Origin of the sequence: Rugamonas brunnea, from assembly GCF_014042345.1 — a bacterium.
In the GTDB taxonomy this organism is placed as follows: domain Bacteria; phylum Pseudomonadota; class Gammaproteobacteria; order Burkholderiales; family Burkholderiaceae_D; genus Rugamonas; species Rugamonas brunnea.
The window spans coordinates 254,211-277,562 of sequence record NZ_JACEZT010000005.1; the positions used below are offsets into that span (position 1 = coordinate 254,211).

Here is a 23,352-nt window from a genome sequence, read left to right on the forward strand (position 1 = left end):
TGCGCCCAGGCTGGCGCGCCCGGCGCTGGTTGCGGTTACGACGGCATGCCGAAGTTGATGGCAGCCGCCAGCCCGCTCACGCTGGCCACGCCGACCAGCACGATGGAACCGCCGGGCAGACTGATCAGCAGATCGTTGCCGGTATCGGTCACATACTTGGCCACAAAGGCGTCGGCCGTCATGGATGAGGGCAGGATGTCGGCGAAATACAGTTTGTCGCCTTCGGCCAGGTGGAAGTCCGTGATGCGGTCGTTGCCGAACTGCGGTTCGAACACGAACTTGTCGGCCCCGCCGCCGCCGGTCAGGATGTCGTTGCCCTTGCCGCCGAACAGGTAATCGCCTTCCGTGCCGCCGTCGAGCGTGTCGTTGCCGAGGTCGCCGTACAGGTAGTCGATGCCGGCGCCGCCGGACAGCTTGTCGTCGCCATTGCCGCCGTACAGCGCGTCGGTGCCGCCGTAGCCGCTCAGGGTGTCGTTGCCGTTGCCGCCTTGCAGCACGTCCTCGGCGTTGTTGGTGGTGTTGCCGGACAAGGTATCGTTGCCATTGCCGCCCACCAGGTTGACGCCCTTGTCGGCCGTGGAACCGTTGATCAGCAGCGCGATGCTGTCCGTGCCCGACAGGCCGCCGTGGTCGGTCACCGTGTAGTTGAGCGTGGCCTGGATGGCCTGGCCGGTGGTCATCCAGTCCAGTTCCGCCGGGGTGGTGATGGTCAGCGTGCTGCCATCGGCCGACAGTGTTGCCTGCGCCGACAGGGTGGACAGGCTGACGGCCGCGTGGGTGATCGGATTGATCAGCGATTGCGAGGTCGAGGCCGAACTCCAGGACAGCGCGACGGTGCTTGAGCCGAGCGCGAAGGTCAGCGTGTCGCCCGCATCCACATCGCTGGCCGCGTTAATGAGCGAGGTGGTGATGACGGCGTTCTCGATGGTCGTCAGGCTGACGGGCGAAGCGGTGGGCGCCTCGTTGACGTCGGTGACGCCCAGCGTGACGGCTTGCTGGGTGGCGTTGCCGAAGCTGTCCGTCGCCTGCACGGTGAAATGGTAGCTGCTCTTGGTTTCGAAGTCGGGATTGGCGGTTAGCGTGACGGCGCCGTTGGCGGCGATGGTGAAGGCGGCCGCGTCATCGTTGTTGTTGGCGAGCAGGCTGTAGGTGATGGCGTGCGCGTCGCTGGCGGCGGCCGTGTAGACCACTTGGGCGGCGCCCGAGTTCTCCGCGATGGTGGCGCTGTTGGCCGAGCTGAACGCGGGGCCGTGCGTGTCGAGCCCCAGGCTGGTGCCAGTGCCGGCTGCCGCATTGCCGGCCAGGTCGTTGGCGCTGATGGCGACGGAGATGGGGCCGTCGCTGAGCGAGCTCAGATCGGCCATGCCGTTCGCGCCCAGCACGCTGTGGGTGCCGTCGCTGAAGGTGACGGTGGCGTGGGCATCGGCATCCAGCCCCAGTACCGTGTAGGCCACGGCGCCTTTTTCCGCGTTGTTGATGGCGTGGTCGGAGACGGTTACTGCCAGGTCGGCGCCCACGTCGGCGCTGGTGTCGAGCGTGGTGCTGGCGCCCGTGCCGCTGGCGTGGTTGCCCGCCACGTCGGTCACGGCGATGGCGATGGCGATGGGGCCATCGAGCAGGGTTGACAGGTCGACCAGGCCATCGCTGCCGGTGACGCTGTGGGTGCCGTCGCTGAAGGTGACGGTGGCGGTGGCGTCGGTGTCGAGGCCGGATACCGTGTAAGCCACGGCTCCTTTACCGGCATTCCCCACCAGTGCTGCTGCCACGTGTACGGCCAGATCGCCACCGGCATCGGCGGTGGTGTCGAGCGTGGTGCTCGCACCAGCACCGTTGGCGTGGTTGCCGGCCGTGTCGGTGGCGGCGACGCTGACAGTGATCGCGCCATTTGTTAGCGATGACAGGTTGGCGCTGCCATTGCTGCCGGTGACGCTGTGGGTGCCGTCGCTGAACGTGACGACAGCCGAGGCGTCGGCGTCGAGGCCGGACACGGTGTACGCCACGCTGCCTTTCTCGGCATTGTTCACCAGGCTGTCGGCGACGTGGACGGCCAGATCGTTGCCTGCGTCGGCGGTGGTGTCGAGCGTGGTGGCGGCGCCAGCGCCGTCGGCATGGTTGCCTGCCGTGTCGGTGGCGGCGATGGTGACGGTGATCGCGCCGTCGGTCAGGGTGGACAGGTCGGCGCTGCCGTTGTTGCCGGTGACGCTGTGGGTGCCATCGCTGAACGTGACGACCGCCGAGGCGTCGGCATCAAGGCCGGAAACGGTGTAAGCCACTGCGCCTTTCTCGGCATCGTTCACCAGGCTGTCGCTCACGTGGACGGCCAGATCGCTGCCTGCGTCGGCGGTGGTGTCGAGCGTGGTGGCGGCGCCAGTGCCGTCGGCGTGGTTGCCCGCTGTGTCGGTGGCAGCGACGGTGATGGTGATTGCGCCATCGGTCAGTGTGGACAGGTCTGCGGTGCCGTTATTGCCGGTGATGCTGCGGGTGCCATCGCTGAACGTGACGGTGGCCGTGGCGTCCGCGTCGAGGCCGGACAAGGTGTAAGCCACGCTGCCTTTTTCGGCATTGTTCACCAGGCTGTCTGCGACGTGAACGGCCAGATCGTTGCCTGCGTCGGCGGTGGTGTCGAGCGTGGTGGCGGCGCCAGCGCCGTCGGCATGGTTACCTGCCGTGTCGGTAGCGGCGACGGTGATGGTGATCGCGCCATCGGTCAGGGCGGAGAGGTCGGCGGTGCCGTTGCTTCCGGTGACGCTGTGGGTGCCGTCGCTGAACGTAACTATGGCCGTGGCATCCGCGTCAAGACCGGACACGGTGTATGCCACTGCACCCTTCTCGGCATTGTTCACCAGGCTGTCGGCGACATGAACGATCAGATCGCCACCGGCATCGGCGGTAGTATCGAGTGTGGTGGCTGCGCCAGCGCCGTCGGCGTGGTTGCCTGCCGTGTCGGTAGCGGCGACGGTGACAGTGATCGCGCCATCGCTCAGGGTGGAAAGGTTGGCGGTGCCGTTGCTGCCGGTGACGCTGTGCGTGCCGTCGCTGAAGGTGACGGTGGCCGTGGCGTCGGCGTCGAGGCCGGACACGGTGTAGGCCACGCTCCCTTTCTCGGCATTGTTCACCAGACTGTCTGCCACGTGAACAGCCAGATCGCTGCCTGTGTCGGCAGTGGTGTCGAGCGTAGTGGTCGCGCCAGCGCCGTTGGCGTGGTTGCCGGCCGTATCCGTGGCTGCGACGGTGACAGTGATCGCTCCATCGCTCAGCGTGGAAAGGTCGGCGGTGCCGTTGCTGCCCGTGATGGAGTGCGTACCGTCGCTGAACGTGACGGTGGCAGTGGCGTCGTCGTCAAGGCCGGCCACCGTGTATGCCACCGCACCTTTCTCGGCGTTGTTCACCAGGCTGTCGCTAACGTGAACGGCCAGATCGTTACCAGCATCGGCGGTGGTGTCGAGCGTGGTGGCTGCGCCAGCGCCGTTGGCATTGTTGCCTGCTGTGTCGGTGGCGGCGACGGTGACAGTGATCGCGCCATCGGTCAGGGTCGAAAGGTTGGCGCTGCCGTTGCTGCCGGTGACGCTGTGCGTTCCATCACTGAACGTGACGGTGGCGGTGGCATCCGCATCGAGGCCGGACACGGTGTACGCCACGCTGCCTTTCTCGGCATTGTTCACCAGGCTGTCTGCCACGTGGACGGCCAGATCGTTGCCTGCGTCGGCGGTGGTGTCGAGCGTGGTGGCGGCGCCAGTGCCGTCGGCGTGGTTGCCTGCCGTATCCGTCGCGGCTACCGTGACGGTGATCGCGCCATCGGTCAGTGTGGAAAGATCGGCGGCGCCGTTATTGCCGGTGACGCTGTGGGTGCCATCGCTGAACGTGACGGTGGCGGTGGCATCCGCGTCAAGACCGGACACGGTGTATGCCACTGCACCTTTCTCGGCATTATTCACAAGGCTGTCGGCCACGTGAACGGCCAGATCGCCACCGGCATCGGCGGTGGTGTCGAGCGTGGTGGCTGCTCCAGCGCCGTCGGCGTGGTTACCTGCCGTGTCGGTAGCGGCGATGGTGATGGTGATCGCGCCGTCGGTCAGGGTGGACAGGTCGGCGCTGCCGTTGTTGCCGGTGACGCTGTGGGTGCCGTCGCTGAACGTGACGGTGGCAGTGGCGTCTGCGTCCAGGCCGGACACGGTGTAGGCCACGCTGCCTTTCTCGGCGTTGTTCACCAGGCTGTCTGCCACATGAACGGCCAGATCGTTGCCTGCGTCGGCGGTGGTGTCGAGCGTGGTGGCGGCGCCAGTGCCGTCGGCGTGGTTGCCTGCCGTATCTGTCGCGGCAACAGTGACAGTGATTGCGCCATCGGTCAGGGCGGAGAGGTCGGCGGTGCCGTTGTTGCCGGTGACGCTGTGCGTGCCGTCGCTGAACGTGACGGTGGCGGTGGCATCCGCATCGAGGCCGGACAGGGTGTAAGCCACTGCGCCTTTCTCGGCATTGTTCACCAGACTGTCGGCGACATGAACGGCGAGATCGTTGCCTGCGTCGGCGGTGGTGTCGAGCGTGGTGGCGGCGCTAGTGCCGTCGGCGTGGTTGCCTGCTGTGTCGGTGGCAGCGACGGTGACGGTGATCGCGCCATCGGTCAGGGTCGAAAGGTTGGCGCTGCCGTTGTTGCCGGTTACGCTGTGGGTGCCATCGCTGAATGTGACGGTGGCCGTGGCGTCGGCGTCGATGCCGGACACGGTGTAGGCCACGCTGCCTTTCTCGGCATTGTTCACAAGGCTGTCGGCCACGTGAACGGCCAGATCGCCACCGGCATCGGCGGTGGTGTCGAGCGTGGTGGCTGCGCCAGCGCCGTCGGCGTGGTTACCTGCCGTGTCGGTAGCGGCGACGGTGATGGTGATCGCGCCATCGGTCAGGGCGGAGAGGTCGGCGGTGCCGTTGCTTCCGGTGACGCTGTGCGTGCCGTCGCTGAACGTAACTGTGGCCGTGGCATCCGCGTCAAGACCGGACACGGTGTATGCCACTGCACCCTTCTCGGCATTGTTCACCAGGCTGTCGGCGACATGAACGATCAGATCGCCACCGGCATCGGCGGTGGTATCGAGTGTGGTGGCTGCGCCAGCGCCGTCGGCGTGGTTGCCTGCTGTGTCGGTAGCGGCGACGGTGACGGTGATCGCGCCATCGCTCAGGGTGGAAAGGTTGGCGGTGCCGTTGCTGCCGGTGACGCTGTGCGTGCCATCGCTGAACGTAACCGTGGCCGTGGCATCCGCGTCAAGACCGGACACCGTGTAGGCAACCGCACCTTTCTCGGCATTGTTCACCAGGCTGTCTGCCACGTGGACGGCCAGATCGTTGCCTGCGTCGGCAGTGGTGTCAAGCGTGGTGGCGGCGCCTGCACCGTCGGCGTGGTTACCTGCCGTGTCGGTAGCAGCGACGGTGATGGCGATTGCGCCATCGGTCAGGGTGGACAGGTCGGCGCTGCCGTTGTTGCCGGTGACGCTGTGGGTGCCATCGCTGAAGGTGACGGTGGCCGTGGCATCCGCGTCGAGGCCGGACACGGTGTAGGCCACGCTGCCTTTCTCGGCATTGTTCACCAGGCTGTCTGCCACGTGAACGGCCAGATCGTTGCCTGCATCGGCGGTGGTATCGAGCGTTGTGGTCGCGCCAGCGCCGTTGGCGTGGTTGCCGGCCGTATCGGCGGCGGTGACGGTGACAGTGATCGCGCCATCGGCCAGGGTGGAAAGGTCGGCGGTGCCGTTGCTGCCGGAGACGCTGTGGGTGCCATCGCTGAATGTGACGGTGGCCGTGGCGTCGGCGTCGAGGCCGGACACGGTGTATGCCACTGCACCCTTTTCGGCATTGTTCACCAGGCTGTCGGCGACATGAACGGCCAGATCGCCACCGGCATCGGCGGTGGTATCGAGTGTGGTGGCTGCGCCAGCGCCGTCGGCGTGGTTGCCTGCCGTGTCGGTAGCGGCGACGGTGACAGTGATCGCGCCATCGGCCAGGGTGGAAAGGTCGGCGGTGCCGTTGTTGCCGGTGACGCTGTGGGTGCCGTCGCTGAACGTGACGGTGGCCGTGGCGTCGGCGTCGAGGCCGGACACGGTGTAGGCCACGCTGCCTTTCTCGGCATTGTTCACCAGGCTGTCGGCGACGTGGACGGCCAGATCGTTGCCTGCGTCGGCGGTGGTGTCGAGCGTGGTGGCGGCGCCATTGCCATTGGCGTGGTTGCCGGCCGTATCCGTGGCAGCGACGGTGACGGTGATCGCTCCGTCCGTCAGGGTGGAAAGATCGGCGGTGCCATTGCTACCGGTGACGCTATGCGTGCCATCGCTGAACGTGACGGTAGCCGTGGCATCCGCGTCAAGACCGGACACCGTGTAGGCGACGGCGCCTTTGCCTGCGTTACCAACCAGGCTGCTGGCGACGTGGACGGCCAGGTCCGTACCCGCATCGGCCGTGGTGTCGAGCGTGGTGGAGGTGCCCGCGCCGGTCGCGTGGTTGTCGGCCGCATCGGTCGCCGCGACGGTGACGGCGATGGCGCCATCGTTCAGCGTGGACAGGTCGACCGTGCCGCTGGTGCCGCTGGCCGTGACGGTGTGGCTGCCGTCGCTGAAGGTGACGGTGGCGCTGGCATCCGCGTCCAGGCCCGACACGGTGTAGGCCACGGCGCCTTTTTCCGCATTGTTCACCAGGCTGTCGCTGACGTGGACGGCCAGGTCGCCGCCCGCGTCGGCGGTGGTGTCCACTTTGACCTGTTGCGCGGCCGATGCCGCGCTGGCGTTGCCGGCCGCGTCGCTGGCCTTGGCCGTGAAGTTGTAGCTGCCGTCGGCCAGCGTGGCCGATGTGTAGGTGTAGACGCCGCTGTGGAGCGCCGTCTGGGTGGCCGTGCCCACCAGCGCACCGTCCTGGTAGATGCTGACGGTGGTATCGGCTTGCGCCGTCACCGTGAGGGTGGGCGTGTTGTCGTTGCTGATGGTGTCCGAGGTGGCGCCGCTGTTGTCGGCAAAGGTGGTGATGACGGGCGCGCCCGGCGCCACGGTGTCGATGGTGACGCTGATGGCGGAGGTAGTGGCGCTGTTGCCTGCCGTATCCGTCACCTGGGCGCGGAACTGGTAGCTGCCGTCGGCCAGGGCGCTCTGGGTGGCGCTGGTCGTGGCCCAGTGCGCGCCGCCGTCGGTGGACACTTGCAACACCACGTCGGCGCCGGCCTCGTTGCCCGTCAAAGACAGGCCGAAGCTGTTGTCGTTGGTGATGCCGTCGCCGGGCGCGCCGCTGTCGGTCAGGCCGGTGAACGCCAGCGTGCCGGCGGCCGGGGCGGCCGTGTCGAGCACATAGGCCTGGGTGTGGGCAGGTCCGGCGTTGCCGGCCGCGTCTTCCACCTGGACCTTGAGCGTGTTGCTGGCGCTGAGCGTTACGCCGGACAGGCTGAACGCAGTGCTGCCGATCGTGTTGCTGGCTGTCTGCCAGCTGGCGCCGTTGTCGAGCGAGATTTTGACCACTTCGCCCGTGGCCGTGGCCGCGCTCAGTGTGCCGGAGATGGTCTGGCCGGCCACGTTGGTGTTGAAGTCGCTGGCGCTGGAACCGCTGTCGTTGCTGAACGACAGCGTGTTGATGGTGGTGGCGGGCGCCGTCGTGTCGAGCGTGTAGGTGTGGGTCGAACCGAGCGGGTTGTTGCCGGTGGCCGCGCCCCAGAACTGGATGCTCTTGCCGGCGCCGGCCGCCAGGGTGACGGTGGCCGAGAAGGTGCCGCTGCCGGCGTTGTCGGTGTAGCTGACGGTGGCCGCCGTGCGGGTCGCGCCGCTGCCGTCGGTGGACACGTACACGGTCGGCGCTTGCGCATTGTTGGTGCTGGCCGTGAAGCTGCCGCTGACGGTCTGCGAAGCCACGTTGGTGACGAAGTCGGTGGCGGAGGTGCCGCTGTCGGCCGAGATGGTGAAGGCCGTCACGGCGGTGGCGGCGTCCAGCGTGCCGGTGTAGGCCGTGTCGGCGATGGCGGCCGTTTCGATGGTGCCGGTGCTCGCTTCGAGCACCCAGTCGCCGCCGGCGGCGGCCGCGCCCGTCAGGTCGGTGGAGGCGGCCACGTCGGCACCGGTGGCGGCGGCCAGGCTGGTGATGAACTGCTGGCCCGTGCTGCCGGCCGCCACGTCGCAGCCATACAGCAGGATGTCGGCGCCGGCCGTCAGGTGGCTGCCGATGTCGGCCAGCGTGGCGCTGTAGGCGGCCATGGTGTCGGTGTTGAGCACGGTCGAGCCGAGGTGGATTTCGCCGGGGCTGCCGTGCGACACCACGTCCACGCTGGCCAGGTTGGTGACGATGTCGATCGCCGCCACCAGGCCCGTGTTGTGAGCCAGGAAGTCATGGATTTGCTGCACGCCGTCCTTGGCCGGGTCCAGCACCACGATGGTGGCGTTGGCCGGCGTGTTGGCCACGATGCTCTGGTAGTCGGCCACACCGGGGTCGACGAACACCACGCGCGGCGTGAACAGGCCGGTCAGGCTGGCGCTGGCCGACACCACGTTGATGTCGGCCGCCGCCACGTTGTGCGCGCTCATCCAGTCCTGGATCTGCTGCGGGCCGGGCGTGGCGCCGTCGAGCAGGACGACGTTGAACAGGCTGGTGTCGTATTGTGCCGCGAGCGATGCGGAATCGGACAGGGCGGAATCGATAAAGACGGTGCGGGTCGGGGCCATGATCTTCCTGCTCTCACTGTGGATGGGGTGATGAAATTGCGAAATGGAAAGTTTTATTTCTCAGTACCATGTATTGGACGCGCAAGTTGAAAGTTGCGCATGGGAGAAAGCGCTCTTTTTTCTAGTAGCACTCCGTAAATTCCTGTGATAAAACTATGACAAACATCATGGGAGGCGGCATGCAAGACAGGCTCAGGCAGGAGGAGGGCGCCATGGGGCGCGACGGCGGAGGGCAGGCCCATGCCGAGCGCACCTAGTGAGCAGGGTAAACCGATCCGCGTGTTGCTGATTTGCGACTTGCCGATCACGGCCTGGGGCCTGGCGCAGTTGATCGGGACGCGCCAGCCGGCGCTGGAATTGACCGGCAGCGTGGCCACGGTGGCCGAGGCGCGCGCGCACCTGCGCGGCCACGGCGCGGACGTGGTGCTGTACGACCTGGACGGCGCCAACCCGCTGGCGCTGATCGGCGAGCTGCTGCCCGGCTTCCGGGGCAAGGTGCTGGCCATCAGCAGTTCGCGCGTGTCCACCCTGGCCGACGAGGCCGTGCTGGCCGGCGCCAACGGCTTGCTGTGCAAGAGCGAGCCGATCGAGATGCTGGCCAAGGCCATCGAAAAAGTTCGGGGCGGCGAGTTCTGGGTCGATCGCCTGGCTACCGTGCGCATCCTCGAAACCATCGCTCGCAGCAAGGCGCAGGAAGACCCGGCCCATGAAAAGCTGGCCCGCCTCACGCGCAAGGAGCGGCTGGCGGTGGCCGAACTGGTGCGCGACCCGCGCGCCAGCACGGCCGACATCGCCCGGCGGCTGGACATCGGCGAGCGCACCCTGCGCAACCACCTGACCTCGATCTACGCCAAGCTGGGTGTGAACTCCAGGGTGGGGCTGTACGACTTCGGCGCGCGCCACATGCCGGCGGGCGAGCTGGGCATGGAACGTTAGCGGCATTGACGACCGCCGCCGCGCGCCCGCAATGGGGCAAGCCTGACGCCGCCCACGCTGCGTTTGCCCCCCGCGCTTGTATAATGCTGGCACACTAACAGGCTGCCCACCATGACCAACACCACCCATTTCGGTTACAAGACCGTCTCCGAAGACGATAAAGTCCACGAAGTCGCCAAGGTTTTCCACTCCGTCGCCAGCAAATACGATGTGATGAACGACGTCATGTCGGGTGGCCTGCACCGCTTGTGGAAGATATTCACCATCGCCCAGGCCGGCGTGCGCCCCGGTTTCAAGGTGCTCGACATCGCCGGCGGCACGGGCGACCTGACCAAGGCCTTCGCCAAGCAGGCCGGCCCGTCGGGCGAGGTGTGGCTGACCGATATCAACGAATCCATGCTGCGCGTGGGCCGCGACCGCCTCTTGAATCGCGGCCTGCTGACCCCCACCATGCTGTGTGACGCGGAAAAACTGCCGTTCCCGGACAATTACTTCGACCGCGTCAGCGTCGCCTTCGGTCTGCGCAACATGACCCACAAGGACCAGGCGCTGAAGGAAATGCGGCGTGTGCTCAAGCCGGGCGGCAAGCTGCTGGTGCTGGAGTTTTCCAAGGTGGCGGCGCCGCTGCAGAAACCGTATGACCTGTATTCCTTCCACGTGCTGCCATGGATGGGCCAGAAGATCGCCGGCGATGCCGAGAGCTACCGCTATCTGGCCGAATCGATCCGCATGCACCCGGACCAGGAAACGCTGAAGAAGATGATGGAAGAGGCGGGGCTGGAGCGGGTCCAGTACTACAACCTGACGGCCGGGGTGGCCGCTTTGCACACCGGCATCAAACTGTAAGATCAAACTGAAGAACGCGATGAACATGAAGAAGATCCTGGTCGGCGCTGTGCTGGCCGTGTCCGCCCTCTCGCTGATGGCCGAAGCGACGGCCCGTCCCATGGGCGGCGGCCGCTCGTTCGGGCGCCAGTCGCAGAGCGTGAGCCGGATGGCGCCCGCGCCGGCCCCGACGGCCCCGCGTCAGGCTGCCGCGCCGGCGCCCGCGCCCGTGGCGCCGCCGGCCGCGCTGCCGCCGAAACCGGCCAGCCCGTGGAAGGGCATCGTCGGCGGCGCCCTGCTGGGTCTGGGCATGGGCGCGCTGATGTCGCACTTCGGCATGGGCGGCGGCATGTTCGGTTCGCTGCTGACGGTGCTGTTGCTGGGCGGCGTGGCCTTCCTCATCATCCGCATGCTGCGCGGCCTGAGCGGCGGCGCCAAGCCGGTGCCGGCGAACGCCTACAGCGGCAACTTCGGCGGCAACGCGGGTGGTAACGTTGGTGGTAACTTCGGCGGCCAGGGCAATGTGGCCACGCCGGAGATCGGCGCGCGCCTGCAGCCAGCCGCCTTTGACGCCCAGCCCGCCGCAGCGGCGCTGGCCGCGCCGCACACGCCATGGGGCGTGCCTGCCGACTTCGACACGGCCACCTTCCTGCGCGTGGCCAAGGGCAATTTCATCCGCCTGCAAGCGGCCTGGGACAAGGGCGACGTGGCCGACATCCGCGAATTCACCACGCCGGAAGTGTTCGCCGAGCTGAAGATGCAGATCACGGAGCGTGGCGCGCAGGCCGATTTCACGGACGTGGTCAGCATCGAGGCCGAACTGCTGGGCATCGAGACATCGGACCAGGATTACCTGGCCAGCGTCAAGTTCACCGGCATGATCCGTTCCGCGCCGGGCGCGGCGGCCGAGCCGTTCCATGAAGTATGGAACCTGGCCAAGCCCGTCAACGGCAGCATGGGCTGGCTGCTGGCCGGCATCCAGCAACTGGCCTGAGCCGGTTGCGATACGGGACGTCGCACAATTTGCGCCCTATTGGTGTGACGTGCCCGGTTTTCAACGGTTTTTGCGGTTTGCGCCGCAGCAGTACTGCCGCAAACTGGTAAGATCAAGGCCGCCCGACTTTCCGGGCGGTTTGCTTTTGTGCGGCTACCTATCGACACCACCGTGACTTCTTCCATTCCCACCCCCGCTCTCGCCGCGACGACGCTGCTGGCGCCGCTCGCCGCCACCCTCAACCATCTGCTGGCCCAGGAACCTTGGGCGCGCAGCGAGCTGATGCCGCATGCCGGCAAGGTCGCCTGCGTGGCCTGCGTCGATGCGCCGTCCGTGGCCGTGCGCCTGCGCGTGGCGGGCGACGGCTACCTGGCCGTGGCCGGGGCCGAGGCGCCGGCCAGCGTCACCATCCATGTCAAGTTGGCCGATCTGCCGCTGATCGCGCAAAACCGCGAGCGCGCGTTTTCCTACGTGCGCATCGAGGGCGACGCGGAGTTCGCCAACTGCCTGTCCAGCCTGAGCAAGTCGCTGCGCTGGGAAGCCGAGCACGACCTGGAGAAGGTGGTGGGGCCGGTGGCCGCCGTGCGCATGGTGGCAGGCGCCCGCGCCGCGTTCGCGGCCGTGCAGAGCGGGCACCGCAAGCTGGCCGAGAACGTGGCCGAATTCCTGGCCGAGGAACGGCCCGTGCTGCTGCGCCCGCCCGTGGTGGCGGAATTCTCGTCCGGCGTATCGCGCCTGCGCGATGACGTCGAGCGCGCCGCCAAGCGCATCGCCAAGCTGGAACAACTGCTGGCCGCCCGCGCCGCCAAGCCACAAGCACTGGATCATTAATGATATTGAAATTTTTACGCCTGCTGAAGATCCTGCGGGTGTCGGTCAAGTATGGCCTCGATGAAATCGCCATCGCCGGCTTGAAAGTGCCGCGTATTGCCAAGCTGATCGATACGGTGATCTTCTGGCGCGACATTTCCGCGCCCCGTGGCGAGCGCCTGCGCATGGCGCTGGAGGAGCTGGGGCCCATCTTCGTCAAGTTCGGCCAGGTGCTGTCGACCCGGCGCGACCTGATTCCGCTCGACCTGGTGGAGGAATTGTCCAAGCTGCAGGACCGGGTGCCGCCGTTCGATTCCGGGCTGGCCATCGCCCAGATCCGCAAGTCGCTGGGCGACCATCCGGACCAGTTGTTCTCCACCTTCGAGCGCACGCCGGTGGCGTCGGCGTCGATCGCCCAGGTGCACTTCGCCACGCTCAAGGATGGCAAGGAAGTGGCCGTCAAGGTGCTGCGCCCCGGCATGAAGAAGTCGATCGACGAGGACGTGGCCCTGATGCACATCGCGGCCGACTGGATCGAGCGCATCTGGACCGACGGCAAGCGCTTGAAGCCGAAGGAGGTGGTGGCCGAGTTCGACAAATACCTGCACGACGAGCTGGACCTGATGCGCGAGGCGGCCAACGCCAGCCAGTTGCGTCGCAACTTTGCCAATTCCAGCCTGCTGCTGGTGCCGGAGATGTTCTGGGATTACTGCTCCAGCAGCGTGATCGTGATGGAGCGCATGCGCGGCATCCCGGTGTCGCAGATCGACCGGCTGGAGGCGGCCGGGGTAGACTTGAAGAAGCTGTCGAGCGACGGGGTGGAAATCTTCTTCACCCAGGTGTTCCGCGACGGCTTCTTCCACGCCGACATGCACCCCGGTAACATCCTGGTGTCGATCGACCCGGCCAGTTTCGGGCGCTACATCGCGCTCGACTTCGGCATCGTCGGCACGCTCAACGATTTCGACAAGGATTACCTGTCGCAGAACTTCCTGGCCTTCTTCCGGCGCGACTACAAGCGCGTGGCCGAGGCCCACATCGAGTCCGGCTGGGCGCCGCGCGACACCCGCGTGGACGAGCTGGAATCGGCCGTGCGCGCCTGCTGCGAGCCGATCTTCGACCGGCCGCTGAAGGACATCTCGTTCGGCCAGATCCTGCTGCGCCTGTTCCAGACCTCGCGCCGCTTCAACGTGGAAGTGCAGCCGCAACTGGTGCTGCTGCAAAAGACGCTGCTCAACATCGAAGGCCTGGGCCGCCAGCTCGATCCGGACCTGGACCTGTGGAAGACGGCCAAGCCCTACCTGGAAAAATGGATGGCGGCGCAAGTGGGCTGGCAAGGCATGCTGGAGCGCCTGAAGGCCGAAGCGCCGCGCTACACCCACGTGCTGCCGCAACTGCCGCGCCTGCTGCACCGGGCGCTGGAGCAGGCCGGCGAGCCGCCCGCCAACGACGCGGAACTGATGCGTGTGCTGATCGCCGAGCAGCAGCGCACCAACCGGCTGCTCAGCTTCGTGGTCTATTTCGCCGGCGCGTTCGGGCTCGGGGTGGCCGGGTTCCAGCTCTACCTGCGCTTGCATAATTTGCACTAGACACATGCATTAAGTTTATAGAACGGTGGCCGTACCATGCAGGAATTTCATGAACGCGACCCGCGCTCGCCGGCTTTCTGGGATGAGCGTTTTGACAAGCAATTCACGCCCTGGGACCGGGGCAGGGTGCCGCAAGCGCTGCGCGATTTCGTCGCCGCCGCACCGGCGCCGCTGGTCACGCTGATCCCCGGCTGCGGCAGCGCCTACGAACTGGCCTTCTTGTCCGAGGCCGGCTGGGACGCGACGGCCATCGATTTCTCGCCCGCCGCCGTGGCGACCGGCAAGGCGGCCGTCGGGCGCTGGGCCGACCGCGTGGTGGAGGCCGATTTCTTCACCTGGCAGCCGGAGCGCCCGCTGCAACTGATCTACGAACAAGCGTTCCTGTGCGCCATGCCGCGCGAACGCTGGGCTGACGTGGCGGCCCGCTGGGCCGCGCTGCTGCCGCCGGGCGGCTTGCTGGCCGGCTTCTTTTTCTTCGACGACGCGCCCAAAGGCCCGCCGTTCGGCATCGCGCGCGCCCGGCTGGATGCCTTGCTGGCGCCGTATTTCGACTGCGAGGCCGATCTGGAGGTGGCCGATTCCATCCCCGTGTTCCAGGGCAAGGAACGCTGGCTGCAATGGCGGCGCCGTTGAAACCGGCGAGGCTGGCGAAAAAAGCTTTATAATTCAGGGTTTTTGATTGTTTTTGCGGAGTAATAGATGCCGATCTACGCTTACCGCTGCGAGGAATGTGGTTTTGCCAAGGATGTCTTGCAAAAGATTTCCGACCCGCAGCTGACGGTTTGCCCATCTTGCGGCAAGTCGTCGTTCAAGAAACAACTGACGGCCGCCGGTTTCCAGCTCAAGGGGACTGGCTGGTATGCGACGGACTTCCGCGGCGGCACGCCGCCAGCGACGGGCGTGTCCAGCGGCCCGGCCGCGCCCAAGGCGGACGCCACCCCGGCGGCGGCCCCGGCTGCGCCTGCGTCCAGCGGCAACAAAGCGGATTGATCGGCAGTGCCGCCTGGCGGCATCTTATTCCATCTAGAGAGCACGAATGCGTAAATACTTCATTACCGGCTTGCTGATCCTGGTGCCGCTGGCCATCACGGCCTGGGTGCTGAACCTGGTGATCAGCACCATGGACCAGTCGCTGCTGTTCGTGCCCTTGCGGTGGCAGCCGCGCACCCTGATCGGCTTCGATATCCCCGGCCTGGGGACGATGCTGACGGTCGTGATCGTGTTCCTGACCGGCCTGCTCACCAACAACCTGGTGGGCAATTACGTGGTGCGGCTGTGGGAGCGGCTGTTGCAGCGCATCCCCATCGTCAACTCGCTGTATTCGAGCGTGAAGCAGGTGTCGGACACCTTGTTCTCCTCGTCCGGCAACGCGTTCCGCAAGGCCGTGCTGGTGCCGTATCCGCACCGCGATTCGTGGACCATCGCCTTTCTCACCGGCACCCCCGGCGGCGACGTGAAGAACCACCTGGTCGGCGATTACGTCAGCGTGTACGTGCCCACCACGCCCAACCCCACCTCGGGCTTCTTCCTGATGATGGCGAAGGAAAACGTGGTCGAACTGGACATGAGTGTGGATGCGGCCTTGAAGTACATCGTGTCGATGGGCGTGGTGGCGCCCGATTACGTGCCCGGCGCCGAGACGGCCGGCAAACCATAAAACGGGCGCGTGCGCCCCGATAAATAAACTGAACTATTTAACCTGAACTGAGAAATAACATGTCCTCCATGCGTACTCACTACTGCGGCCTCACCACTGAGGCCCTGCTTGGCCAAACCGTCAGCCTGTGCGGCTGGGTACACCGTCGCCGCGACCACGGCGGCGTGATCTTCATCGACCTGCGCGACCGCGAAGGCCTGGTGCAGATCGTTTGCAATCCCGAGCAGGCCGAGGTGTTCAAGGCCGCCGAGGCGGTGCGCAACGAGTACTGCCTGCGCGTGACCGGCGTGGTCAAGGACCGCCTGGAAGGCACCGTCAACGCCAACCTGAAGTCGGGCAAGATCGAAGTGGTGTGCTCGCAGCTGGAAGTGCTGAACGCCTCGGTGGCCGTGCCGTTCCAGCTGGACGACGACAACCTGTCCGAAACCACCCGCCTGACCCACCGCGTGCTGGACCTGCGCCGTCCGCAGATGCAGAACAACCTGCGCCTGCGCTACAAGGTGACGATGGAAGTGCGCAAGTACCTCGACGAGCTGGGCTTCATCGACATCGAAACCCCGATGCTGACCAAGTCCACCCCGGAAGGCGCGCGCGACTACCTGGTGCCGTCGCGTGTGAACGCCGGCAACTTCTTCGCGCTGCCGCAGTCGCCGCAGCTGTTCAAGCAGCTGCTGATGGTGGCCAACTTCGACCGCTACTACCAGATCACCAAGTGCTTCCGCGACGAAGACCTGCGCGCCGACCGCCAGCCTGAATTCACCCAGATCGACTGCGAAACGTCGTTCCTGACCGAGCAGGAAATCCGTGACCTGTTCGAAGACATGATCCGCAAGGTGTTCAAGAATACGCTGGCGATCGACCTGCCTAACCCGTTCCCGGTGATGGACTTCGCCACCGCCATGGGCAAATACGGTTCGGACAAGCCCGACATGCGCGTCAAGCTGGAATTCACCGACCTGACCGACGTGATGAAGGACGTGGACTTCAAGGTGTTCTCGGGCGCCGCCAACATGCCCAACGGCCGCGTGGTCGGCCTGCGCGTACCGAAGGGTGGCGAAATGCCGCGTTCGGAAATCGACGCCTACACCCAGTTCGTGGCCATCTATGGCGCCAAGGGCCTGGCCTACATCAAGGTCAACGAGAAGGCCAAGGGCCGCGACGGCCTGCAATCGCCTATCGTCAAGAACCTGCACGACGCCGCGCTGGCCAAGGTGCTGGAACTGACGGGCGCCCAGGACGGCGACCTGATCTTCTTCGGCGCCGACAAGGCCAAGGTGGTCAACGACGCCATCGGCGCGCTGCGCGTGAAGATCGGCCACAGCGAATTCGGCAAGAAGGCCGGCCTGTTCGACGACGTCTGGTCGCCGCTGTGGGTGGTGGACTTCCCGATGTTCGAGTACGACGACGAGAACGACCGCTGGACCGCGACCCACCACCCGTTCACGGCGCCAAAAGATGGCCACGAGGACATGCTGGAAACCAATCCGGGCGCCTGCATCGCCAAGGCCTACGACATGGTGCTGAATGGCTGGGAACTGGGCGGCGGCTCGATCCGTATCCACCGCGAGGAAGTGCAGTCGAAGGTGTTCCGCGCGCTGAAGATCGACGCCGAGGAAGCACGCCTGAAGTTCGGCTTCCTGCTGGACGCGCTGCAGTACGGCGCGCCGCCGCACGGCGGCCTGGCGTTCGGCCTGGACCGTATCGTGACCATGATGACCGGTTCCGATTCGATCCGCGACGTGATCGCCTTCCCGAAAACCCAGCGCGCCCAGTGCCTGCTGACCCAGGCGCCGTCGGAAGTGGACGAGAAGCAGCTGCGCGAACTGCACATCCGCCTGCGCGCCGCCGAGCCGAAAGTGGCTGGCTAAGTCACCCGGCGCAAACCGGGGTCAGACCCCAACACACCGGGGTCAGACCCCTGGCCGCGTGGCTGCTTGCCGCGCGGCTGGGGACTCGGAGCAAGAAGGCGCGGGCGACTGCGCCTTTTTTATTATCGGAACATGAAGCCCTACAAGATTCCCGTATCGGTGCTGGTGGTGATCCACACGGCCGACCTGCAAGTGCTGCTGATCGAGCGGGCCGACCGGCCCGGCTTCTGGCAATCGGTGACCGGCTCGCTGGACGCGCCGGACGAACCGCTGCTGCAAACGGCCGCGCGCGAGCTGTTCGAGGAGACCGGCATCGTGGCCGATGGCGAGCGCATCGTGCTGCGCGACTGGCGGCTGTCGAACATCTACACCATCTACCCCGTGTGGCGGCACCGCTACGCGCCGGGCGTGACGGAAAACACCGAGCATGTGTTCTCGGTCGAAGTGCCGCGCGACATCCCCATCACGCTGGCGCCGCGCGAACACCTGAACCACGTCTGGCTGCCCTACCTGGAGGCGGCCGACCAGTGCTTCTCATCCTCCAACGCGGAAGCCATCCTGCAATTGCCACATCAGTTACGGCAAGCCCGGAGCTAGCAGCTGGTACGCTTGTGCCGTCTCAATCCTCGCGGATCATGCACCCGGCATACTCGACAAGCGATTTCGCCTGTTCGGGAGGGCGGCATGCCATTGCTGTTGCGATCCAAAGGGTATCGTTTCTACTTCTTCAGCCAGGAGCTTGGCGAGCCGCCGCACGTTCACGTGGATAAGGATGGTAGGTCCGCGAAATTCTGGATCGAGAGCGCCACGGTAGTGCGCAATTCTCATTTCTCTGCCGTTGATCTGCGCGAAATAGCGCGTATCATTTCCGACAACCGTCTGGAGTTCTTGAGGAGATGGAATGAGCACTTCGACAATAGCTGACGAACGCATCCGGCATGTGGTAATTGATGCTGAATATCTCACTGTCGAGTTGATGGACGGCCGGCGCATCGGAACCCCGCTCGCTTGGTATCCACGGCTGGCCGCCGCCACGCCGCCACAATTGAACGATTGGGAGATTATCTGTGCCGGACGTGGCCTGCATTGGGAACAGTTGGATGAAGACTTGAGCGTGGAGGGTATGTTGCGCGGCTGTCCCGCCGCCGGCTACCAATCCACCTCGACGCGCCAAGCTTAACGGCACGTCTGCCGGAAACCTCGTCGATGGGGGTAGAATGACCCCATGAAGATTCGCGTCGCCACGTACAACATCCACAAAGGCGTTTCCGCCATCCGCAGCCTGCCGCGCGTGCATGCGCTCAAGCAGGCCATCGGCTTGTTCGATGCGGACGTGGTGTTCCTGCAGGAAGTGCAGGGACGGCACGACCTCAACGCGGCCCAGTACGGCGCCGAGCACCATGGCCACCAGCATTGGCCGGAGGCGGCCCAGCATGAATTCCTGGCCGGCGCGTCGCGCCATGAACACACGGCCTACGGCATGAACGCCGTCTACGACCATGGCCACCATGGCAATGCGCTGTTGAGCGCCTTTCCCATCGTGCATACCCACAACCACGACGTGTCCGACCATGCCTTTGAGCAGCGCGGCATCCTGCACTGCGAGCTGCAGACGCCGCGCGTGGTGGTGCATTGCTATGTGGTCCACCTGGGCCTGTTCGAAGGCGGCCGCAAGCGCCAGACGGCGGCCCTGATCGAGGCCGTGCGCACCTCGGCGCCCAACGGCGAGCCGGTCATCATCGCCGGCGACTTCAACGACTGGCGCAATTCCCTCAGCAACGAGCTGCGGCGCGAACTGGGCGTGGTGGAGGTGTTCGACCAGATCGGCTCCAATTCCACGCTCGATGAACTGGGCCGTGTGCTGGGCGGCAAGAACGCCGTGCGCCAGGCCCGCACTTTCCCGGCCGCGCTGCCATTCTTCCGGCTTGACCGCATCTACGTGCGCGGCTTCGACGTGCAGGCGGCCGAGGTGATGCATGGCACGCTGTGGGCCAAGCTGTCGGACCACGCGCCCATCGTGGCCTCGCTGTCGTTGACTCCGGCCTGACAGGATTTATGCGTTCCGTTAATTTCCTGGCCGATAACGAGATCGAGCTGCTGTACTGCGGCACCGAGTATTTCCCGGCCCTCATCGCGGCCATCGATGCGGCCCAGTACGAAATCTATTTTGAGACCTATATCTTCGCCGAGGATGAGACGGGCCAGGCCGTGCGCGGCGCGCTGATGCGTGCCGCCGCGCGCGGCGTGCAGGTGCGCATGATCACGGACTGGTTCGGCACCGGCCGGCACAATGTCGACAGGCTGCACGCGCAACTGGTGGAGGCGCGGGTCGAGCACCGCATCTTCAACCCGTGGTTCCGGCGCGGCATGACGCGCACCCACCGCAAGATCTGCGTGGTGGACCACGGCATCGCCTTCGTGGGCGGCATCAACATCAACGACGACCTGTTCTGCGACTACGACCACAACATCCCGCTGGCCGCGCCGCGCTGGGATTTCGCGGTGGCCGTGCGCGGGCCGCTGGTGGCGACCATCCAGACCGAGGCCGAAGCGCAGTGGGCGCGCCAGGGCAAGCTGGGCATCTTCAAGCGGATCAGCCTGTACCGCGACTTGCGCAAGCTGAACAAGCAAGCCAACCGCGCCATGGTGCAGGCCGGTTTCGTGGTGCGCGACAACCTGCGCAACCGCGTCACCATCCAGCGCGCCTACCTGCACGCGCTGGGCCGGGCCCGCAAGAGCGTGCTGCTGGCCAACCCGTATTTCGCGCCGGGCCGCAAGTTCCGCCGCGCGCTGGCCGCCACGGCCGAGCGCGGGGTGGAGGTGGTGCTGCTGATCGGGGTCGGCGAGTTCTGGCTGCAGGACGCCGTGGCCCATTCCTTCTATCCGAAACTGCTGGCGGCCGGGGTAAAAGTGGTGGAATATCACAAGACCCAGTTGCACGCCAAGGTGGCCGTGATCGATGACGACTGGGCCACCGTGGGTTCGAGCAATGTGGACGGCTTGAGCCTGTTTTTGAACCAGGAGGCGAACGTGGTCGTGAAAGACGCCGTGTTCGCCCGCAGCCTGCGGGCCCACATCGAACAAGCCATCGCCGACGGCGTGGTGGTGCATGCGCACGAGTTCGCCAACGTGGGGCGCTGGCGCCGCCTCGGCTATGGCTTGGCCTACATGGGCTACAAGCTGCTGATGCGCATCTTCGCTGTGGGGAAATACGCTTGAACGAGACAGTCAGACTCGATAAATGGTTGTGGGCGGCGCGTTTTTTCAAGACCCGCTCGCTGGCCACGGACGCCGTCGACAGCGGCCGCGTCAAGCTCGGCGGCGAGAACATCAAGCCGGCGCGCGCCCTGCGCGTGGGCGACAAGCTGCTGATCGACAACGGTTCGGACCGTTGGGAAGTGGTGGTGCAAGGCTTGTCGGACGTGCGCGCGGCCGCGCCCATCGCCCGCACGCTGTACGAAGAGACGGCCGCCAGCGTGGCGGCCCGCGCCGAGACGGCCGAACGGCGCCGCCTGTTCCGCGAACCGGGCGCCGACATCAAGGGCCGCCCCACCAAACGCGACCGCCGCCAACTGGGCAGGCTGGGCGATCCGGACTGAGGCGCCGCCGCCGCGCCTGCCCTTGCGGCAAAACGTCCACGGTTTACTTGTCATGGGTCAAGAAACTATGTTGCCGGTATGACAGCGCTATTGACATGGCTTACGATTGCTAATTGGCAAGAAAGGCCAGCACTGGTCATCCGTCCTTGACCAGCCATTCCCAAGCAGGCAAGGGGGCGTCGCCGCCCCTGTTGCGGCGACGTCGAAAAGGCATGCATGAATCAGGTTTCGGAAATGCTCTGGCACCGTTTGACGGGCCTGATGCCCGGTGAGCTGAAACAAAGCGAGCTGGGCTGGTTGTTCTCGCCGCACCGCCATCTGAGCCTGCTGGCGCGGCGCCGCGCGGGGCTGATCGTCAACCGGGTGCGCCTGTTCGCCTTCCTGTTCGCCGTGCTCACGCCGCTGTGGAGCATCATCGACTTCGTGGTGTTCCCGTTCCCGCTGTGGAGCCAGCTGGCGGCCATGCGCTTCGTCGCCAGTGCCGCGTTCGCCAGCTTGCTGGTCTACTACCGCTCCAACGGCGACCTGTTCAACGCCTACCGGGCCATGGCCCTGCTGTTCGCGATCCCGACCGTGTTCTACGTCGCCTCGCACACGCTGCTCACGCACTACCAGCTGACCGGCATGTCGGCCGCGATCGGGGCCGGCTACGCCTTCCTGCCGTTCGTGCTGCTGGGCGGGCTGGCGATCTTCCCGCTCGCCATCGCCGAGAGTTTCGTGGTCGCCAGCCCCATCCTGATCTGCCAGGCCGTGTCCGGCTACCTGCGCTGGGCGGCCATGGACTGGCCCGCGTTCACCGGCGCCTTCTGGCTGCTGGTGCTGATCACGGGCGTGGCCGCGCTGGCCGGCATCTGCCAGCTCGCCTTCATGATCGCGCTGGTGCGCCAGGCCATCCGCGACCCGCTGACCAACGCCTTTTCCCGCAGCAGCGGAATGGAAATCCTCGACCTGCACTTCACGATGGCCCAGCGCAGCAACGCGCCGTTCGCGCTGGCCTTCCTCGACCTCGACCATTTCAAGCGCATCAACGACGGTTACGGCCACGAGGCGGGGGACCAGGCCCTGATCACCATGACCGAACAGGTCTCCCGGCACATGCGCCACGGCGACGTGCTGGCGCGCTGGGGCGGCGAGGAATTCCTGCTGATCATGCCGGGCACGGGCATCGAGCAGGCCCGCACCGCCATCGAGCGGCTGCGCAGCAGCGGTTTCGGCCAGCGCCCCGAGGGCGGGCCCGTCACGGCCAGCATCGGCATCGCCGAGCGCCGGGCCGACCATGTTGGCGACTGGAAACGCCTGGTCGAGCTGGCCGACCAGCGCATGTATGCGGCCAAGCAGGGCGGCCGCGACCGGGTGGTTTGCGGCGTGCCCGAACCCGAACCGGGGCCCGTCGTGGCGTCCGGCCAGCACACCCCGGCGCCGGCCGCCAACCCGGCGCTGGCCTGATCCTCCACGCCCCGGCGGGGCGGCCGCCAGCCCCGCCGCCCGCCCGGCTGCCAGCCCGCCCGGCAGCCCCGTTTTCCGCATTTTCCCCACAGCCGCCGGCCATTTTTCGCCCCTGGACTGCTGCGACGCAGCAATAGAACCGCGCCTCTAACGGTACTGTTTGACTTTTACCACCCGCTGGATAATAGTACGAGCGTTCGCAATTCTTTTCACACGAAGTAAATTCAACTGCGAGAGAATGGTCTTTTCTCCTTTCAGACGAATTTTTACCTTGGGTGGTCTTATTAATACTTCTATCAAATTTATGCGTAAGGGTGAACTGACTCGCGCGGCCATTCTCGATGTGGCGCTGGACCTGGCCAGTCGTGACGGGCTCGAAGGACTCACCATCGGCTTGCTCGCGGACAGGATGAACATGAGCAAGTCGGGGGTGTTCGCGCATTTCGGTTCGCGTGAAGACTTGCAGCTGGAAGTGCTCAAGCTGTACCACCACCGCTTTGAGCAGGAAGTGTTTTTCCCCAGCATGAAGGAACAGCGTGGCTTGCAGCGCCTGAAGGCGATGTTCGCGCGCTGGGTCAAGCGAGTGAGCGTGGAAGTCGCATCGGGCTGCATTTACATCAGCGGCGCGGTGGAATACGACGACCGCCCCGGTCCCATCCGGGAGGAGCTGATGTCGATGGTTAACGCGTGGCAGGGCGCCCTGCTGCGTTGCGCACGCCAGGCCATCGAATGCGGCGACCTCAAGCCGGATACCGACCCGCAGCAGCTGGTCTATGAGATGTACGGCCTGATCCTGGCCCTGCACCATGATGCGCGCTTCCTGCGCATCCCGGGCAGCCTGGACCGCGCCAGCATCGGCTTCAACCGGCTGATCGAGAATTACCGGAATCCGCAGGCGCCCCACCAGGCGCCTGCGACACAGAAAACCTAAGCGGCCGCGTCCCCGCAGCCACAAC

The 23,352-nt window shown here is 65.9% G+C and carries 18 protein-coding genes; 17 read left to right on the top strand and 1 reads right to left on the bottom strand.

What is annotated here, in order from left to right:
- Nucleotides 1-35: 35 nt before the first annotated feature.
- Entirely contained in the window at nucleotides 36-8,672 is an 8,637-nt protein-coding gene (locus H3H37_RS10225; protein ID WP_182162003.1) for an Ig-like domain-containing protein, read from the bottom strand.
- 240 nt (nucleotides 8,673-8,912) lie between these two features.
- On the opposite strand from H3H37_RS10225, the gene H3H37_RS10230 reads away from it, so the two are divergent.
- The 17 genes from H3H37_RS10230 (at nucleotide 8,913) to H3H37_RS10310 (ending at nucleotide 23,327) form a co-directional block, all read left to right on the top strand.
- The gene (locus H3H37_RS10230; RefSeq protein ID WP_182162004.1) at nucleotides 8,913-9,608 is read left to right on the top strand and encodes a response regulator transcription factor; all 696 of its coding nucleotides are present in this window, start codon (nucleotides 8,913-8,915) and stop codon (nucleotides 9,606-9,608) included.
- Between the two features lie 111 nt (nucleotides 9,609-9,719).
- A complete protein-coding gene (ubiE, locus tag H3H37_RS10235) occupies nucleotides 9,720-10,454 on the top strand; it encodes a bifunctional demethylmenaquinone methyltransferase/2-methoxy-6-polyprenyl-1,4-benzoquinol methylase UbiE (RefSeq protein WP_182162005.1) in 735 nt (244 codons plus the stop codon).
- Nucleotides 10,455-10,473: 19 nt separating this feature from the next.
- The gene (locus tag H3H37_RS10240; RefSeq protein WP_182162006.1) at nucleotides 10,474-11,427 is read left to right on the top strand and encodes a Tim44 domain-containing protein; all 954 of its coding nucleotides are present in this window, start codon (nucleotides 10,474-10,476) and stop codon (nucleotides 11,425-11,427) included.
- A 171-nt stretch (nucleotides 11,428-11,598) separates the two neighbouring features.
- A complete protein-coding gene (locus H3H37_RS10245; protein WP_311197443.1) occupies nucleotides 11,599-12,258 on the top strand; it encodes a ubiquinone biosynthesis accessory factor UbiJ in 660 nt (219 codons plus the stop codon).
- Nucleotides 12,258-13,826, top strand: coding sequence for a ubiquinone biosynthesis regulatory protein kinase UbiB (gene ubiB, locus H3H37_RS10250; protein ID WP_182162007.1), 1,569 nt, complete (start codon nucleotides 12,258-12,260; stop codon nucleotides 13,824-13,826). The genes H3H37_RS10245 and ubiB overlap by 1 nt, the downstream gene beginning before the upstream one ends.
- A 36-nt stretch (nucleotides 13,827-13,862) precedes the next feature.
- Nucleotides 13,863-14,459 carry a methyltransferase domain-containing protein gene (locus tag H3H37_RS10255; protein ID WP_182162008.1) on the top strand — a complete coding sequence of 199 codons (597 nt, stop codon included), beginning with the start codon at nucleotides 13,863-13,865 and terminating at the stop codon, nucleotides 14,457-14,459.
- Nucleotides 14,460-14,525: 66 nt separating this feature from the next.
- Nucleotides 14,526-14,816, top strand: a complete 291-nt coding sequence (locus H3H37_RS10260; protein WP_182162009.1) for an FmdB family zinc ribbon protein — start codon at nucleotides 14,526-14,528, stop codon at nucleotides 14,814-14,816.
- Nucleotides 14,817-14,862: 46 nt separating this feature from the next.
- Complete coding sequence (locus H3H37_RS10265) at nucleotides 14,863-15,483, top strand: DUF502 domain-containing protein (RefSeq protein WP_182162010.1); 621 nt, start codon at nucleotides 14,863-14,865, stop codon at nucleotides 15,481-15,483.
- A gap of 68 nt (nucleotides 15,484-15,551) precedes the next feature.
- Nucleotides 15,552-17,351 (top strand): aspartate--tRNA ligase, encoded by a 1,800-nt coding sequence (gene aspS / locus H3H37_RS10270; RefSeq protein ID WP_182162163.1) that lies wholly within the window; start codon nucleotides 15,552-15,554, stop codon nucleotides 17,349-17,351.
- A 132-nt stretch (nucleotides 17,352-17,483) separates the two neighbouring features.
- Entirely contained in the window at nucleotides 17,484-17,948 is a 465-nt protein-coding gene (gene nudB, locus H3H37_RS10275; protein WP_182162012.1) for a dihydroneopterin triphosphate diphosphatase, read from the top strand.
- Between the two features lie 87 nt (nucleotides 17,949-18,035).
- A complete protein-coding gene (locus H3H37_RS10280; protein WP_182162013.1) occupies nucleotides 18,036-18,275 on the top strand; it encodes a DUF4160 domain-containing protein in 240 nt (79 codons plus the stop codon).
- The gene (locus H3H37_RS10285; RefSeq protein ID WP_182162015.1) at nucleotides 18,253-18,531 is read left to right on the top strand and encodes a DUF2442 domain-containing protein; all 279 of its coding nucleotides are present in this window, start codon (nucleotides 18,253-18,255) and stop codon (nucleotides 18,529-18,531) included. Before H3H37_RS10280 ends, H3H37_RS10285 begins: the two co-directional genes overlap by 23 nt.
- Nucleotides 18,532-18,576: 45 nt before the next feature.
- A complete protein-coding gene (locus H3H37_RS10290) occupies nucleotides 18,577-19,398 on the top strand; it encodes an endonuclease/exonuclease/phosphatase family protein (RefSeq protein ID WP_182162017.1) in 822 nt (273 codons plus the stop codon).
- An 8-nt stretch (nucleotides 19,399-19,406) separates the two neighbouring features.
- Nucleotides 19,407-20,570, top strand: coding sequence for a cardiolipin synthase ClsB (clsB, locus tag H3H37_RS10295; RefSeq protein WP_182162019.1), 1,164 nt, complete (start codon nucleotides 19,407-19,409; stop codon nucleotides 20,568-20,570).
- Nucleotides 20,567-20,950: an Hsp15 family ribosome-associated heat shock protein gene (locus H3H37_RS10300; protein WP_182162021.1), complete on the top strand. Its 384-nt coding sequence runs from the start codon at nucleotides 20,567-20,569 to the stop codon at nucleotides 20,948-20,950. The genes clsB and H3H37_RS10300 overlap by 4 nt, the downstream gene beginning before the upstream one ends.
- A 216-nt stretch (nucleotides 20,951-21,166) precedes the next feature.
- Nucleotides 21,167-22,396: a GGDEF domain-containing protein gene (locus H3H37_RS10305; RefSeq protein WP_182162023.1), complete on the top strand. Its 1,230-nt coding sequence runs from the start codon at nucleotides 21,167-21,169 to the stop codon at nucleotides 22,394-22,396.
- A gap of 304 nt (nucleotides 22,397-22,700) precedes the next feature.
- On the top strand, nucleotides 22,701-23,327 hold the full coding sequence (locus H3H37_RS10310; RefSeq protein WP_182162025.1) for a TetR/AcrR family transcriptional regulator: 627 nt from the start codon (nucleotides 22,701-22,703) through the stop codon (nucleotides 23,325-23,327).
- Nucleotides 23,328-23,352 lie beyond the last annotated feature (25 nt).

Bases quoted from the DNA above. Each gene is read 5' to 3' on its own strand.
- clsB (WP_182162019.1), top strand. From the start codon at position 19,407: ATGCGTTCCGTTAATTTCCTGGCCGATAACGAGATCGAGCTGCTGTAC.
- H3H37_RS10260 (WP_182162009.1), top strand. From the start codon at position 14,526: ATGCCGATCTACGCTTACCGCTGCGAGGAATGTGGTTTTGCCAAGGAT.
- nudB (WP_182162012.1), top strand. From the start codon at position 17,484: ATGAAGCCCTACAAGATTCCCGTATCGGTGCTGGTGGTGATCCACACG.
- H3H37_RS10305 (WP_182162023.1), top strand. From the start codon at position 21,167: ATGAATCAGGTTTCGGAAATGCTCTGGCACCGTTTGACGGGCCTGATG.
- ubiE (WP_182162005.1), top strand. From the start codon at position 9,720: ATGACCAACACCACCCATTTCGGTTACAAGACCGTCTCCGAAGACGAT.
- H3H37_RS10290 (WP_182162017.1), top strand. From the start codon at position 18,577: ATGAAGATTCGCGTCGCCACGTACAACATCCACAAAGGCGTTTCCGCC.
- H3H37_RS10285 (WP_182162015.1), top strand. From the start codon at position 18,253: ATGAGCACTTCGACAATAGCTGACGAACGCATCCGGCATGTGGTAATT.
- H3H37_RS10280 (WP_182162013.1), top strand. From the start codon at position 18,036: ATGCCATTGCTGTTGCGATCCAAAGGGTATCGTTTCTACTTCTTCAGC.
- H3H37_RS10255 (WP_182162008.1), top strand. From the start codon at position 13,863: ATGCAGGAATTTCATGAACGCGACCCGCGCTCGCCGGCTTTCTGGGAT.
- H3H37_RS10230 (WP_182162004.1), top strand. From the start codon at position 8,913: ATGCCGAGCGCACCTAGTGAGCAGGGTAAACCGATCCGCGTGTTGCTG.
- H3H37_RS10240 (WP_182162006.1), top strand. From the start codon at position 10,474: ATGAACATGAAGAAGATCCTGGTCGGCGCTGTGCTGGCCGTGTCCGCC.
- H3H37_RS10310 (WP_182162025.1), top strand. From the start codon at position 22,701: ATGCGTAAGGGTGAACTGACTCGCGCGGCCATTCTCGATGTGGCGCTG.
- H3H37_RS10225 (WP_182162003.1), bottom strand. From the start codon at position 8,672: ATGGCCCCGACCCGCACCGTCTTTATCGATTCCGCCCTGTCCGATTCC.
- aspS (WP_182162163.1), top strand. From the start codon at position 15,552: ATGCGTACTCACTACTGCGGCCTCACCACTGAGGCCCTGCTTGGCCAA.
- H3H37_RS10265 (WP_182162010.1), top strand. From the start codon at position 14,863: ATGCGTAAATACTTCATTACCGGCTTGCTGATCCTGGTGCCGCTGGCC.
- ubiB (WP_182162007.1), top strand. From the start codon at position 12,258: ATGATATTGAAATTTTTACGCCTGCTGAAGATCCTGCGGGTGTCGGTC.